The 15109-nt window shown below is 63.9% G+C and carries 13 protein-coding genes and 1 pseudogene; 6 read left to right on the top strand and 8 right to left on the bottom strand.

Features of this window, described 5'->3' with window-relative positions; genetic code table 11:
• Nucleotides 1–20 precede the first annotated feature (20 nt).
• The gene (locus tag T5B8_RS02465; RefSeq protein ID WP_353175936.1) at nucleotides 21–1040 is read right to left on the bottom strand and encodes a GGDEF domain-containing protein; all 1020 of its coding nucleotides are present in this window, start codon (nucleotides 1038–1040) and stop codon (nucleotides 21–23) included.
• A 435-nt stretch (nucleotides 1041–1475) separates the two neighbouring features.
• Nucleotides 1476–2753, bottom strand: coding sequence for a GGDEF domain-containing protein (locus T5B8_RS02460; RefSeq protein ID WP_353175933.1), 1278 nt, complete (start codon nucleotides 2751–2753; stop codon nucleotides 1476–1478).
• 194 nt (nucleotides 2754–2947) lie between these two features.
• On the opposite strand from T5B8_RS02460, the gene T5B8_RS02455 reads away from it, so the two are divergent.
• Together T5B8_RS02455 and T5B8_RS02450 are read left to right on the top strand one after the other, a co-directional pair.
• Nucleotides 2948–4927, top strand: a complete 1980-nt coding sequence (locus T5B8_RS02455) for a CocE/NonD family hydrolase (RefSeq protein WP_353175932.1) — start codon at nucleotides 2948–2950, stop codon at nucleotides 4925–4927.
• Nucleotides 4928–4998: 71 nt separating this feature from the next.
• Nucleotides 4999–5583 (top strand): hemerythrin domain-containing protein, encoded by a 585-nt coding sequence (locus T5B8_RS02450; RefSeq protein WP_353175930.1) that lies wholly within the window; start codon nucleotides 4999–5001, stop codon nucleotides 5581–5583.
• 14 nt (nucleotides 5584–5597) lie between these two features.
• Here T5B8_RS02450 and T5B8_RS02445 read toward each other — a convergent pair whose 3' ends face one another.
• From T5B8_RS02445 to T5B8_RS02435, 3 genes are all read right to left on the bottom strand, one after another.
• Complete coding sequence (locus T5B8_RS02445; RefSeq protein WP_353175928.1) at nucleotides 5598–6416, bottom strand: AraC family transcriptional regulator; 819 nt, start codon at nucleotides 6414–6416, stop codon at nucleotides 5598–5600.
• A complete protein-coding gene (locus T5B8_RS02440) occupies nucleotides 6413–7018 on the bottom strand; it encodes a LysE family translocator (RefSeq protein WP_353175926.1) in 606 nt (201 codons plus the stop codon). Before T5B8_RS02440 ends, T5B8_RS02445 begins: the two co-directional genes overlap by 4 nt.
• 90 nt (nucleotides 7019–7108) lie before the next feature.
• Nucleotides 7109–7705 (bottom strand): class I SAM-dependent methyltransferase, encoded by a 597-nt coding sequence (locus T5B8_RS02435; RefSeq protein WP_353175924.1) that lies wholly within the window; start codon nucleotides 7703–7705, stop codon nucleotides 7109–7111.
• 136 nt (nucleotides 7706–7841) lie between these two features.
• Between T5B8_RS02435 and T5B8_RS02430 the strand changes: the two genes are divergently transcribed.
• The 3 genes from T5B8_RS02430 (at nucleotide 7842) to T5B8_RS02420 (ending at nucleotide 11186) form a co-directional block, all read left to right on the top strand.
• Complete coding sequence (locus T5B8_RS02430) at nucleotides 7842–8639, top strand: GNAT family N-acetyltransferase (protein ID WP_353175923.1); 798 nt, start codon at nucleotides 7842–7844, stop codon at nucleotides 8637–8639.
• 166 nt (nucleotides 8640–8805) lie between these two features.
• Nucleotides 8806–9174: a hypothetical protein gene (locus tag T5B8_RS02425; RefSeq protein ID WP_353175921.1), complete on the top strand. Its 369-nt coding sequence runs from the start codon at nucleotides 8806–8808 to the stop codon at nucleotides 9172–9174.
• Entirely contained in the window at nucleotides 9171–11186 is a 2016-nt protein-coding gene (locus T5B8_RS02420; RefSeq protein ID WP_353175920.1) for a pyrroloquinoline quinone-dependent dehydrogenase, read from the top strand. The genes T5B8_RS02425 and T5B8_RS02420 overlap by 4 nt, the downstream gene beginning before the upstream one ends.
• A gap of 60 nt (nucleotides 11187–11246) precedes the next feature.
• Here T5B8_RS02420 and T5B8_RS02415 read toward each other — a convergent pair whose 3' ends face one another.
• The 3 genes and pseudogenes from T5B8_RS02415 to T5B8_RS02405 form a co-directional block, all read right to left on the bottom strand.
• Nucleotides 11247–11681 (bottom strand): SRPBCC family protein, encoded by a 435-nt coding sequence (locus T5B8_RS02415; protein WP_353175918.1) that lies wholly within the window; start codon nucleotides 11679–11681, stop codon nucleotides 11247–11249.
• A gap of 32 nt (nucleotides 11682–11713) precedes the next feature.
• A complete protein-coding gene (locus T5B8_RS02410; RefSeq protein ID WP_353175917.1) occupies nucleotides 11714–12559 on the bottom strand; it encodes a phosphoenolpyruvate hydrolase family protein in 846 nt (281 codons plus the stop codon).
• A 10-nt stretch (nucleotides 12560–12569) separates the two neighbouring features.
• Nucleotides 12570–13783, bottom strand: a pseudogene (locus T5B8_RS02405) (Tm-1-like ATP-binding domain-containing protein).
• Nucleotides 13784–14033: 250 nt separating this feature from the next.
• On the opposite strand from T5B8_RS02405, the gene T5B8_RS02400 reads away from it, so the two are divergent.
• Nucleotides 14034–14990 (top strand): serine hydrolase domain-containing protein, encoded by a 957-nt coding sequence (locus T5B8_RS02400; RefSeq protein ID WP_353175915.1) that lies wholly within the window; start codon nucleotides 14034–14036, stop codon nucleotides 14988–14990.
• The last annotated feature ends 119 nt before the right edge of the window (nucleotides 14991–15109 follow it).

The raw sequence follows: 15109 nt of genomic DNA, 5'->3' as shown, positions 1-15109 counted from the left end.
TACCGCTCGATATGCGCGGTTCACCCGATCACCTGGTTGCGCCCGCCGAGTTTGGCGCGATACAGATTCTGGTCGGCCGCGTGCAGCAGCGTATCGAGCGACACGGCAGCATCTTCGGCGATCGCGATACCGATACTGACGGTCAAGCGCAACACGGCTTCGCGCTCGCGGCACTCGAGTGTTTCGATCGCGTCGCGAATGCGTTCGGCCAGCTCGCGCGCCGCGAACAGGTCCGCTGCGGGTAGTAATACACAGAACTCCTCGCCGCCCAGGCGACAGACGAAATCGCTATCGCGAATCCGGTCACGCATTATTGCGGCCACGGCGCGCAATACGGTATCGCCAGCGCCGTGGCCGTGGTTGTCGTTGATGCGTTTGAAATGGTCGAGATCGATCATGAGCAGGGCAAGCGGCAAGCGCTCGACGCTCATGTGTCCCGTGTAGATCTGTTCCAGACGGGTACGATTGGGCAGGCCGGTCAGTGCATCGGTGGCGGCCATGCGCCGTAGGCGGCGTTCGGCCTCGGTGCGGCTGCCTTCGTAGACATAAGACAACAGATAACTACAGGATGTGATCGTGACCATGTTCGCGATCGAGCCCGGGTTGGCGAATATCGGATCAGTGCCAAAGCGCCAGATGAACACCGCCCCGGCCAGCGGTACGAATACCGCACACAGCAATCCGCCCCACAAGCGCCCGATCAACAGATGGGCGACGACGGGCATGAGCAAAACCCAGCCGAATACCGTGACCGATGTATCGGGTGCGATCAGGGCATAGCTCACACCGCTATACAGCACAAACAGATAACCAATCGACCAAAGTTGCAGATACGGCGTACGCCGGACGACCGGCAGTAGGGCGAGGGCAAAGGCCGTAACCGCAATTTCGACACCCATGAGCAAATATTTGCCGGCGAAGAAATTCAGCACGATGAACATCACGCCGAACAGGGCGGTAAAGATCAACAGCACCTGCATCAGCGCGCGACGATGCCGATGAAAAGACAGGGCTTCGTCAGGCACGGTGACGCTGTTCACGCGTAGGCCCTGGCGTGCGCAGACCCGTTCCCGGCTGCAAAAAGGCTTGCGGCCGGGTTGCCTTCGCCTTGCGCAGGTACGGCTCGGTCCAGACGGACAGCTGGAGTGGCCGGGCACAGTCTCCCCTCGTGACGATCACGGCCGACGTTCCCCTCGTTTGCCATTAGAAATTGTTGTTACCGTCAACTCGGAGTATGCCCGCCCGTTTTCCGGGCGGCCAGTCTGGCGGCCCGCTGCGCGAATGCCAGAGGCCAGCCTGCGGCCGCGCTTCGGGGGCCGCGCTGTTGGCACGGCGGCGGGCAGGTGGATACGCCAGGGCGCGATCGCGGCCGCTGAATGTGCTCGTCTTCGGTGTGGTGGCGTGTGCCGGGCCAGCTGTGTGGTGTGTCGGGGCCGCGCAGACGGATGCGGGCATACCGGCACGGCAGTGGCGGTTCAGCCCGCGATGCGAACCCGTTTGCGACCGCCGCGCTTGGCTTCGTAGAGCGCGGCGTCTGCGCGTTGCAGGGCTTCTTGCCACTGGCCGTGGTCGAACTCGGCATAGCCCATGCTGGCACTGAGCGTCAGGCCATCGGGGCCATCGACGCTCGCCTGATCCAGCGCGCGGACCAGGCGCTCGATCGCAGGTTTGGCGGTTTCGCAATCGCCACTGAGTTCCAACAGAATCACGAACTCGTCGCCACCCCAGCGACATACGATGTCGTGCTCTCGGGTAGCCTCGCACAGACAGGTTGCCAGCTGCTGGATCAGTCGGTCGCCGGTGGCATGGCCATAGTTGTCGTTGATCGTCTTGAAATGATCGATATCCACGAACAGCAGCCCGCCGCGCGCGGCGACACCGGGGCGTGTCATGTAATCCTCGAAAAAACCGCGGTTGTAGAGCCCCGACAGCGCATCGCGGTTGGCACGATCGGTTGCGTGCTCGAGCTGGGCGCTGTGGGCGCGTCGTTCGTCCAGGGTCAGCGAATAATGACGGACCATCACCGCGAGCGCGACCGTCTGAAACAGTACGCATGAAAGCGCGAGCGCATCGACCGGCAGAATCGAATGGCCGAGTTCGCGGCTTGCATCGAGCAGCCCGCATAGCACGAAGATTGTAAAACCGAAGCCGGTCAATAAAGAGATATGGGCACTGTTTTGTGCCGCGGCCAGCCGCAAGACGCGATAGCTCACGAATGCGAATACGCCCAGGCACAGCGCGAAGAACGGCCCGGCCGCCGCGCCGTAATCCAGAAAGACATTCGAGCCTGAAAAGCGTAGCCGCGTGTCTGCCACGACCATGTAGGGGCTATCGATCCAGGGCAGGGCCATCGCAAACAGGCCGATCCCGTAGGTGATACCGAGACGGCGCCGCGACGGCCAGCCAGCACACGTCAGACACCAATAGACACAGATATAGGCCGCCAACGCCAAAGGCAGTACGCATAATGCGACTCGGTAGGCGATTTCGATGAGCCCGGTATTGGCCAGCGCGATGCCCAGGTGCACGCTCGTGTCACTGACGACATAACCCGCGGTGGCCAGATTGGCCAGGGTGAAATGCACCGCGCTCGGCGTGTACTGATCGCGCCGGGTGTACAGGGAGAGCGTGAGTACCACCAGCACCGAGGTCAGGGCGACCGTGGCGCCGGCACTCACGAGCTTGAGCCATAACGCCCACGACTCCGACAAGGACGCTGACTGTACGCCGGCGGCGATCTGCGTTTGTGGCATGCCCAAGGTGTTCCCCCGACCCGGCCGTCAAGCATAGCAGGATGGTTTCGATTGCGCCGCAATATATTGGGCACGGCAATCCGATGTGGCAGCTGTGCTTTCGTACCAGAGGCGCGTCAGACTATAAAAATAGAAATTTTTCCGATAGATTGATTCTCGTAGAACAAAACAGCGTCTTGGTGGGGAGGAGTTACATGTTGCAGCAATACGGTTTTCGACGGGCGAGCCGCGTGTTGGGAGTGGCCGTGCTGGCACTGAGCCTGCTGGCCCTGGCGGCCTGTAACGACGACTCGGACGCGGTGCATCTGGGCACGGACAGCCAGTCGCAATCCGGGTCGACGCCGGACGGCGGCGATACGCCGGGCGCCACGCCCGGGTCGACGCTCACGCCGGGCGGCGACGCGTCCAATGCGGTTGTGGCGCGCGATTACAACGCGGTGGTGACCAACCCCAAAGACGGCACCGACATCGCGATTACCGTGCTACAGCCTGCACTGGCACCGGGCGAAGCCGCGCCCTTGATCCTGCATAGTCACGGCTTTGGCGGTACGCGCCTGCGCGGGCGCGATCAGAACACCCTCTACGAAACGCTTACCGGGGGCACGTTGCCCTCGGCCGAGGCCGCCCGTCGGGCTGCGGCCGCGGGCTATTTCGTCATCAGCTTCGACGAACGCGGCTTCGGGCAATCCGAAGGTCAGGTGGAAGTGATCGACCCGGACTTCGAAGGCGAAGACATCAAGGCGATCCTCAACTGGGCCGAACAGCAGATGGACAATCGTGGCCATCTGGGTTATCAGGACGGCGACCTCGCTGTGGGCGCACTGGGGCTCTCCTATGGCGGTGGCTTCCAGTTGGTCGGTGCGGCGGTCGATCCGCGCTTCGACGCGATCGTGCCCACCGTCGGCTGGTATGACCTGCTCTACAGCCTCAGCCCCGGCGACGTGATCAAGTCGGATTGGGGCGTGCTGTTGGTCGCCCTCGGCATTCCGACATCGCAGGTGCGTCTCGACCCCTTGCTCTACCAGGCGCTTGTCGAAGGTCTCGCGGCGCCGCTGACGCAGCGCGGTTTTTCCGCCGACGTACGCGACAAGTTTTATAACAACAGCCCGCGCTCGTTTTGCGAAAGCCGCGAATCCGCGGGTGGACAACTCGGGCCGAGCGCCAGCGGGCGGGTACCGGCCCAGGTGGATGCGCTGATTATCCAGGGCGTGGCCGATACGCTGTTCACCCTCAACGAGGGTTGGGCGAACGCGCAATGTCTGCGCGCGGCGGGTAACGAGGTGCATTTCGTGGGCATGCGTTTCGGGCATACCCTGCCGGTGCTGCAAAGCCTCCAATCCCAGGACCGCGTCGCCTACAGCACCGAAGCGACGCTGCACTGTGGCCGCCAGACCTTCGATACGGCCACGCTCGAACTCGATTACCTCAACTGGAAGCTGCGCGGCACGCCGTTACCGCAGCCGATTCCGAGCAATTGCGTGACCGTGACCGACAACCAGGGCGTGGCGCTGGATACGTTGCCCGTCGCCGACCCGGCTACCGGCAACGGGTATTCGGTGAGCGCACAAGCAACGACCGGCGGCTTGAGCCTGCTATTGGATTTGTTGCGCACCCATACCGTGGACGATCTGGTCGATGCGCTGGCCGTCACCGTCGATAACGCCACCGATATCGTCGACACGCTGCTCAATCCGCAGGGCGGGGTACCTTCGGATGCCACGCCGAGCTTCGTGCTGGCGCAATTGATCAACGCGCTGCCTGCCGACCAGATCGACGAGCTGCTTAGTGGTGGCACCTTCGTGCCGCTGACAACCGTGGAGCGTGCCGGCCAGGCACTGGTTGGTATCCCGGTCGCCGATATTCAGATCACCGGCGGTGGCGTCGCGCCGGTAGCGTTTCTGGGCATCGGCGTGCGTCGCGATGCCAACGAAAGCGCGGAACTGGTCAACAAACAGGTGCGCCCGGTGCGCGGTACTGGCGAGCAGCGCGTTGAACTCAATGGCCTCAGTCGGGCGCTGCAGGTTGGCGATGAAATCGGCCTGATGATCTATGGTTTTCATCCGCAATACGTGGCGAGTTTTTCGACCATTCCGGGCGTGATCGATGTCCAAGGCCAGGTCGGCCTGCCGATCGTCGATCTGCCCGATGCGCAGGTGGCCTCGCCGGCGCGCTGAACCCGGATAAGCGCTGGGCGCGTGTTCGGCGACGCGCGCCCAGCGCCGCCGATCGCGTTATTCTGTCGGCCATGCAAAGCATTTCCGACGAGTTGCGCCTGGACAAGCGGCAGGCACCACCGGCCGAGCTGATGGTGCTGCGACACCGGTATCCGCCCGCGCAATGGCCAGCGCATCGTAACTACGGCGAACTGGCCGCGTTCTGGTTACAGGTGCACGCGGGCCTGCGTGGCCAGGGGCGAGTGTTGGCCGAAACGACTCGGGATTTTCGCGAAGCGCGGATCGATATCGCCACCTTCGGGCGTGTGTTCGCGGGTCAGCTGCGTGACTATCTGCAGCATCTGGAAGGCCACCACCGTATCGAGGATCTGCATTATTTTCCGCGGTTTCGGGCGCTGGACAATCGCCTGGTTGCTGGCTTCGATCTGCTCGAGAACGATCATGAAATCATCCATGCCCAGGTGCTGACCGTCGTCGAGAGTGCGCAGGCTTTGTTGCGCGATATCGAGCGCGGTGGCGATGCGCCGCGCTATAGCGCCGATGCCTATAGCGATCGCGCCGAGCGGCTGCACGGGTTGCTCGACCGTCATCTGGACGACGAAGAAGCGCTCGTTATTCCAAGCATTCTCGAATACAGCGAAGCCGCGCTGCGCTAGCGGCCGGTGCGCGCTCAGGTGTCTGTGGACTGGCGTGTGAGTTTGAACCAGCGCCCGGGCGGCATGCCGTAGGCATCGGCGAATTGGCGGTTCATATGGCTTTGATCGGCAAAACCGGCATCGACCGCCGCCTGGGCGAGCGTATTGCCGGCCTGCACATAGCCCTTGAAGCGTTCGAGCCGACGCATGGTCGGATAGCGATAGGGACTGGTGCCGAACAGCACCCGAAAATCCCGCGACAGACGCCAGCGGTTCTGGCCGCTTACCGCTTCAAGCTGGGCCAGCGTGATCGTTGTGCTGGGGGATTCGTCGATGAAGGCACGCGCGCGTTGCGCGGCCGGGTAATCGAAACGCCGCGGGGGCGGCCGGTGACCGGTAACCGCGTTCATCGCCATCGCCAGTTCGAACAGGGCGTCGTCTTCTTCCAGCGCCTCGGGCGGGCTATCGATATGGCGCAGTAGCCGCACAACGCTTTGCGCCATGCGCGGATCGGTGGTGATCCCGCCCGGTAGAAACGGCAATGGCTGGCCGCGCAGAATGTCCTGAAAGACATGCGGCGGGATAAAGATCATGCGATAACGAAAGCCGCCTGCCGCGCCGGCATGGCCGTCGTGGATTTCGTCCGGGTGAATCACGATGGTCCGTCCCGGCAGGCTGTGCCGGTGGGCCCCGCGGTAGTGAAAGCTCTGGACCCCGGCCAGGGTTACGCCGACGGCATAGGTATCGTGGCGATGCGGATCGTAGGCATGGCCGCCGAAATAGGCTTCCAGGCGTTCCATGCGCGGTGTACGCGAATGGATGAACCAGTCGTTGTCGTTGATGGGCGTGATCATGCCGCGTGTGTGCCTGCGATGAAGAAATCGTAGACGATGGACACCGCCACGGCCACCAGTACCAGGGCCATCGCCTTGTTCACGAAAGCCGAGGTACGGCCGTTACCGATACGGCGCCCGGCCATACGGCCGAGCACGGCATAACTGCCCGGCGCGCCGATTGCGCCCAGCGAGATCAGCAGCGCGCAGACCGGAATCTGGTAGCCGGACAGTCCCGCGGCCGGGAACATGACGGTCGTCACCGGCAATACCAGTATCCAGCCCTTGGGGTTGAGCAGTTGCAACAGATACCCCTGGTGAAAGCGCATGCGCGTGGGCGCGGGCGTCTGCTGATGCCAGTCGGTACGCGCGGTAAACAGGTGATAGGCCAGATACAGGATGTAGGCGCTGCCGGCGGCGGCGAAATAGGGCAGCAGGGCACTGCGTACCACCGCCGCACCCAGGTAACCGAGCACGAGGAACACGCTGAACATGGCCGTGCCCACGCCCACGCAATAGCCGGCCAGGCGCCACGGATGCACGCGCAGGCCGGCATTGAAGGCAAGCAGATTTACCGGTCCCGGCGAATACATCACACAGAAGGTATAGATGGCGATTTCCACGGCGTTGCGGCCTTGCCCGTATGGGTATGTTCGGGCGCTAAGCCTGACGCTGCGCGGCGCCGTGATCTTGAACGATCGTGCAGCGCTTTTTCAGGCCGTGGTGTCGGGCCGGTATTGCCAGAGCATGGCGGGCGGCCAGTTGCGTGCGATATGACGAAGCCGCGTGGCGCGATAGCCCCAGCGGGCCAGCGCGCGCTGGCGAACCGGCGAGCCGGGCAGATAGGTGATCTGGGTGAATGCTGCCCCCGGCACACCGCGTTCGAAACAGGCATCGAGCACGCGTTTTTGATCGGCCCGGGAGAAATGCAGGATCGGCAGGGTGGATACGACCGCGGCGATGCGCTCTACACCCTGGGCCGCGAACAGCTCGGGCAGCGCGCGCGCGTCGCCCTGCACGATGCCGGCCTGGCCGAACCGTGTATGCAGCAGGGCGACCAGCTCGCGGTCGTATTCGACCACGCATAGCCGGTTGCGATCGATGCCGGCGTTGAGCATCGCGCTCGTGATCGGGCCGGTACCCGCGCCCAGTTCCACGATGTGGCCCGACTGCGGGGCCGCGGCCAGTGCATCGACAAAGCCACGCGCCACGGCCGGGCCGGTGGGCGTCCAGGTCGCGATCTGGCGTGGCTTGCTCAACCACAGTCGCAGAAGCAAGCGGGTATCGGCGATAACGGAGGAATCGGACATCCGGCTATTGATAACCGCGTGACATGACAGGGCGGTGACGTACGTCGCGGTCATCGGCGCGTCATCGCGTGGTCATGTCGCTATCACATGGCCGGTCGACAATCGCTGGCGTTGATTCGCGATCGAGATGTTCGCCATGAACGCAACCACGACCCAGCCAACGCCCGAAACGCGGCCTGCCCGTTTCTACTACAGCTTTGCCCGCAGCCAGGCGCAGATCGACGACAGCCTGGCCCTGCGCTATCGCGTATTCGTCGAAGAAATGGGCGCCACGGCCGCGCTGGCCGGGGCCGGGCTCGAAGCCGATGCCATGGACGCCTATTGCCTGCATCTGGTTGTACGCGATCGCCGCGACGACCGCGCCGTGGCCAGTACGCGCATTCTCACCCACGAAGCCGCGCAGGCGGCCGGCGGCTTCTATTCCGCCAGCGAGTTCGATCTGGACGCGGTCCTGGCCTGTCCGGGGCGTTTTCTGGAAATCGGGCGTACCTGTGTGGATGCGGCCTATCGGCGCAGCCCGGCGATGGCAGTGTTGTGGGCGGGTATTGCGGATCTGATTCGTGCCGATCGTTACGATCATCTGATTGGCTGTGCGAGTATCGACCTGCGCGACGGCCTAGCGTTTGCGCATGCGACCTATCGCCAGATCTGGGCCCGTCAGCCGGCCGAGGCGCACCGTTGCGTACGTCCGCGCCTGGCCTTGCCGTCGGCGGACGTGCCGCTCGATCGGGCCGTGCGCCTGCCGCCGTTGATCAAGGCCTACCTGCGCGTAGGCGCCTGCGTGGGCGGCCCGCCATGCTACGACCCGGATTTCAACGTGGCCGATGTTTTCATGCATCTGGATCTCAACCGGCTGACGCCGCGCTATGCGCGCCACTTCCTGGGCAAGACCCTGGACGGGCACGAACGTAGCGCCGCCCGTCTGTCTGCTTGAACACGATGGCGACGCGCCGATGATCTGCCTGCTGTGTCTGATGCGCGGCGAATTGTGCCGCAGCGACTGGCGATCGCGGCCTGAACGCGTATAATTATCTGCGTTATACATCTTAGTTTCTGTGCGTAGGCCCGTCCGGGTCTGCGCGTTGGCAGAACAATCCTCCATGGTTTTATCCGAATCTTCGGCCCGTTTCGGCGCGGCCGTGCTCTTGCTGGGCGCGCTGGCAAGCCTCAGCGTTGCGCTTTATGGCTATTTCGCTGCGTTGACCGGCGTGACCGGCACGCTCGGCGCACTGGCCGCGATCGTGGTCAGTGGCTTGCTGATTGCCTGTGCGGGGGTGCTCGCCCGAGGCGCGTCGGGCCGCTGGCGTAACTTGCTCGCCGGGCTGGTCGTACTGATGATTCTCGGCAACGCCTTTGCCGGCGCGTTACTGCACGAATGGTGGCTATGTGCCGCCATGGGTGTCGCTTTGCTCGGGCTGCTCATCGATCTGTTCGCCGCGCCCAGGCATGCCACGACGGTGCGCTCATGATTTCAGTTATCCGCCATTCGCCGCCAACGCCAGCCCGGCGTCTGGCCAGATCACGCCTTGCACTATGCGCGCCGCTATGCGCGTTGCTGGTAGCGACCGGCTGTGCCCAGCAGCCCGGCGAATCGGGTGATCCCGATCATTCGCCCGAACCGGCGGCGGTGTCCGAAAACGCGACCTGGGAGAGTTTTCACGGTCAGCTCAACGCCCAGAAATACAGCCCGCTGACCCAGATTACCGCCGACAATGTCGGCGATCTGGAAAAGGTCTGGGAGTTTCATACGGGCGATGTGTCCGATGGCAGCGGTGACATACCCGCCACGGTGTGGTCGGCGACCCCGATCTTTGCCAACGATACGTTGTATATCGGTACGCCGTTCTACCGTCTGATTGCGCTCGATCCGGGTACCGGCGAACAGAAATGGGCGTTCGATACCCAGACCCGGAAGAAGGCGCTGACCCAGCCGGTACTCAAGAATCGCGGTGTGTCGTACTGGGCAGCCGAGAATCCCGTGCCCGGCGAGGCCTGCCAGAAGATCGTCTACATGGGCACGATGGACGCGCGCCTGTTCGCCCTCGATGCCGACACCGGCAAAAAATGCGAAGGCTTTGCCAATCACGGCGTGCTGGATGTGAACCAGTGGAACGATACCCACGCCAAATGGCCGTTGTCGTTGCTGCAACCGCCCACGGTTGTCGGCGATCATCTGCTGCTGGGTTGGGCCGGCAAGGACTGGGCCTTCGAGCAGGCGCCGCCCGGCACCGTGTTTTCCATCGACGCGCGCAGCGGCGAACGCGAATGGACATTCCAGGCGCTATCGGACGGCATGCGCGAAAAAAGCGGCACGGCCAATGTCTGGACGCATATGTCCGCCGACGAGGATCTGGGCCTGGTGTATCTGCCGGTGTCGTCGCCATCGCCGAATTTCTGGGGCGGTAATCGCCAGGAGAAAGCACCGCTGGCAACGTCGACCACGGCCCTGGATATCGACACGGGCGAGGTGGTCTGGTCGCGTCAGTGGGTGCACCACGATGTCTGGGATTACGATATCAACGCCGCGCCCACGCTCATGGACATAACCGTCGACGGCGAAGATATTCCGGCCCTGGTCCAGGCGACCAAGATGGGTTTTCTGTTCGTGGTCGATCGCCGCACCGGCGAAGACGTCTGGCCGATCGAGGACCGCCCCGTGCCCGCAGGCGACGGCTCGGTCGAGGGCGAGATCTATTCGCCGACCCAGCCGTTTCCGACCCGGCCCGCGCCATTGCTGGACCAGACGAAAAAACCGCCGGTCTGGAAGCTGGCGGATATCGTCGGCGGCGGGCAATGTTCGCGCCTGTGGGATCAACTCGACTATCGCGGCATGTACACGCCGCCGACCACGAAGGGCGAGGGCACGATGGCCTATCCCGATAGTTCCGGCGGGGTGCAATGGGGCGGTGTGGCCTACGATCCGGCCAGCCAGACCGCGGTGGTCAACACCTCGCATATCGTGCAATACGTCAAGCTCTACGAGCGCGGGGCCTACGAAAAAGCCGATACCGGTTCGGGCAACGAAAGTGGTTTCTCGCCGCAGACCGGCGCGCCCTATGGCATGCGCCTCAAGGTGGCGATGAACTGGCTGGGCATGCCCTGCTGGGAGCCGCCATTCGGTGAGCTGGTGGCACTCGACATGCATACGGGCGACGTGAAATGGCGGCGCCCGGTGGGCGCATCCCAGCAGTATGGCTTTTTCATGCCCGAGGCCTGGGGCTCGCCCACCATCGGTGGGCCGGCGGTCACCGCCGGCGGCGTGATCTTCATCGGCGCTTCCATGGACGCCAAGCTGCGCGCCTATTCGCTAGCCACCGGCGAGCCGTTGTGGTCCGATCAGGCCGAAGCCCCCGCCGTGGCCAACCCGGCGGTCTATGCCTACAAGGGGCGCCAGTATGTCGCCTTCGTGGCCGGCGGCAATACCATCCTCAAGGATCAGGTCGGCGACCAGGTCGTCGTCTACGCGCTGCCGCAAGAGTAGTTGCGCACGGCCCGGCGTACTGTGCGCCGGGCCATGTTGCGCGCCGGTATGGGCCTCTCGTTATTCGAGCTGCGCGGCCAGCGCATCCAGACCGGCACGGAATACACCGCCGGCGACCGTATCCACCGTGGCGCGGGCATCCGCGGGCGGGACTTCGAACTCGGCTTTCCAGACCACCAGGCTGGCATTGCCCTCGGTGATCGGGATCACGTCAATGGTGGCGTCGTAGCCGGTCACCGGCATGGGCGATTCCAGGATGATATAGCGCAGGTGGCGATCGGCATCGGACAGGGCGGTCAGCTGTTCACGGATATGCCCGCCATCGGCCAGATGAAAACTGCGAATACAGCCGACCGAGTCGGCCGCGCGGGCGTCCTCGATTTCACTGTCGACAATGGCCGGATGCCAGGCCGGCATGCCGTTGAAGTCACGTAGCACGGCCCAGACGGCATCGGCCTCGGCACGAATCACGCGGCTGATGAAAATACGTTCCATGACAATCTCCTCGGTGTGGGCGATCGCGCCAATCAGCGCTTGGGGGAATCGACCTGCAGATCGACAAAGCGGCGGGTCTGTTCGGTCAGCGCCTGCTCGACCGGCAGCCGCTCCATGCTGCTCGCGCCGTAGAAGCCGTGGCAGCCCGGGCAGCGCGACAATACGTATTCGGCATCCTCGGGCTGGGCGATCGGCCCACCATGACAGAGCACGATCACATCGTCGCGCACCGCGCGCGCGGCGTCGCCCCAGGCATTGACGCGTTCGACCGCGCCGTCGAGATCCACCCCGGTTTCGGCGCCGATACTGCCACCGGTGGTCAGGCCCATGTGGCAGACCACGATATCCGCGCCGGCTTCGGCCATGGCACGGGCATCATCGCTGGAAAAGACATAGGGCGTGGTCAGCAGATCGGCTGCGCGGGCGCGGCCGATCATGTCGACCTCCAGATCGTAGCCCATGCCGGTTTCTTCCAGATTGGCGCGAAAGCTGCCGTCGATCAGGCCCACGGTCGGAAAGTTCTGCACCCCGGCGAAACCGATCTGTTTGAGCTGGGCCAGGAATTCGTCCATCGACACGAACGGATCGGTCGCATTGACGCCGGCCAACACCGGCGTGTGCTTGACCACCGGCAACACTTCGCGGGCCATGTCGACCACGATTTCATTGGCGTTGCCGTAGGCCAGCAGGCCTGCCAGCGAGCCACGCCCGGCCATGCGATAGCGCCCGGAGTTGTAGATCACGATCAGATCGATGCCGCCGGCTTCCTCGCATTTCGCCGACAGCCCGGTGCCGGCGCCGCCGCCGACGATGGGCCGGCCATCGCGGATCTTGGCGCGCAGGGTGTCGAGAATGGCCTGACGTTCGAATCGGGGCATGGGGTTTCCTTTAATTCCGGTGGGTCGACATCACGTCTTCGAAGGCAGCGAGTGCCGCGCCGACGAATGCCGGATCGTTGATATGGTGGGGCACACGTATCAGCCGTCGATTCTCGGTCTGCTGCACGTGGGTTTCGAGTGCTTCGAACAGGGCCGCATCGGCGGCTCGGTCGTAAAACGGCTGGCCCGGTGCGTCGATGGCCGACACGCCGCCCTCCGGCAGCAGAAAACGCACCGGCCCGTCACAGGCATTGAGCTTGGCCGCGATCCATTCGCCGATCAGCCGGTTTTCCTCGACCGTGGTCCGCATGAGCGTGACCTGGGCGTTGTGCTCGTAAACGGTGCGATCGCGATATTGCGCGGGCAGGGTATCGCGCGCGCCGAAGTTGACCATATCCAGCGCGCCGCAGGCGCCTACATAGGGCACGCCACTGCGGGCGATCGCATCCAGGCGGGTATCGCCCGCGCTCATCACGCCGCCCATGAGCAGATCGCAGATTTCGGTGGTACTGATATCCAGCACGCCGGCCAGGGCGCCGGAATCCACCAGTTTTTCCATTGACTGGCCACCCGTGCCGGTGGCATGAAAGACCAGACAGTCGTACTCGGCCTCGAGGGCGTCGGTGAGCTGGGTGATACAGGGCGTGGTCACGCCGAACATCGTCAATCCGAGTGCGGGTTTGGTATCGCGCGCCTCGGGCAATGCGTTGGTGATCATGCCGGCCAGGGCATGCGCGGCATTGCCGATCACTATACGCGAAATACGATTGAGCCCGGCCACGTCGGTCACCGAATACATCATGCAGATATCGCTGGGGCCCACATAGGGCGCGACATTGCCCGAGGCGACAGTCGACACCATGACCTTTGGCACGCCTACCGCCAGACGTCGCATCGCCGGCGTAACCAGTGCCGTGCGCCGGAGCCGCCCAGCCCGAGTACGCCCGCGATATCGCGGCGCGCGGCCACGTAATGCTCGAAAGCCAGGGCCATCGCATTCACCGCCCGGCCGCGATCATCCACTGCAAGCACGGCGTCGGCCCCGTCCGGGTGGTGCGCTGCAACGCTCGCGGCGTCGATATCCGGTGGGTGGGTGCGTGCAATATCGCCGGTCCCCAGATCCACCACCTGGGCGGCAACGCCGGCCGCCGCCAGGCAATCACAGGCATAGCGCAATTCCGCGCCCTTGGTGTCGCAGGTGCCGGCGACCAATACCGTAGCCATCGATGCTCCTCGTATTTTTTGCGCACGATAGCACTTCGGGCGCTGCCGCCAAGTACGCGCCCGCGGATGAAAAACACCCCTGGCAGTGGGGATCGCGCAGTGCCGCCAGCGGTCGTGGTGCGGGTAATATGATTACCATGGCGGCATGCGTAATCGGTTCGTTGAAATGACGCGTTTGGCAGCGCATCGGTGTGGGGCTCATCGTTGGGTGCGGTCGGCTGCCTGTTGGGCGCTGATGGTCTTTATCGGCATGGCCAGTGCCGCGACGGATTCGCCCGCGCCGCCCGCGCTGGAGGCGATTGCCGAGCGTGCCGGCGATTTGCCGCGAACCCACACATTGCTGGTTGCCGTCGACGGGGATACCGTGATCGAACGCGGCTATCGGGGCCATCGGGTAGATGCGACCGCCAATATCAAGTCGTTGTCGAAAACACTGATCGCCACGCTCGTGGGCGCGGCCATCGATCGCGGCGTGATCGATAGCGTGGATCAGCCCATCGGCCAACTGCTGGGCACGCGCATGCCACCAGATGCCGATGAGCGCGTGGCCGCGATTACCGTTGGCCAGTTATTGTCGATGCAGGCCGGGCTGGAGCGGACCTCGGGTGCGAATTACGGCGCCTGGGTGGCCAGCGATAATTGGGTGGACGAGGCCTTGTCGCGCCCGTTCGTGGCCGAGCCCGGTACGCGCATGCTCTATTCGACCGGCAATACCCATGTGCTATCGGCCATTCTCACCGAGACGAGCGGGCGCAGCACCTTGGCGCTCATGCGCGCTTGGCTGGCCGGGCCGCTGGGAATCGATATCCCGCCCTGGACGCGTGATCCGCAGGGTATCTATTTCGGCGGTAACGAAATGGGCATCACGCCGGGCGCGCTACTGGCCTTCGGCGAGATGATTCGCCAGGGCGGTCGGGTTGGCGAGCAACAGGTCATATCGCAGGCGTGGATCGAAACCAGTTGGCGCACGCGCACGCACTCGGTCTACACCGGCGACGCCTATGGCTATGGCTGGTTCACGACCGAGCTGGCCGGCGTGAGCGCCCATTACGGGCGCGGCTATGGCGGCCAGGTGCTGTTCGTGGTGCCCGAACGCGATATGACCGTGGTTATGACCTCGGACCCGACGCCACCCTCGGATGGCCGTTATTTCGCCCGTCAGGTTGATATTGTCGAGGCGCTTATCGCGTCGCGTAGCGGTCGTTAGCCGCCTGGGTTGCGTGATCGGGAGAAGGCTTCGTGCTTTTTATTAGCATGATAGGTATCATGATAAATAAGTGTCAGGCGGCGCATTTGCTAAAAAGCGAATCGCCCCGGCTCGAATAG

This window comes from Salinisphaera sp. T5B8, assembly GCF_040361255.1.
Taxonomy (GTDB): domain Bacteria; phylum Pseudomonadota; class Gammaproteobacteria; order Nevskiales; family Salinisphaeraceae; genus Salinisphaera.
This window is presented reverse-complemented; position numbering and strand designations above follow the sequence as displayed.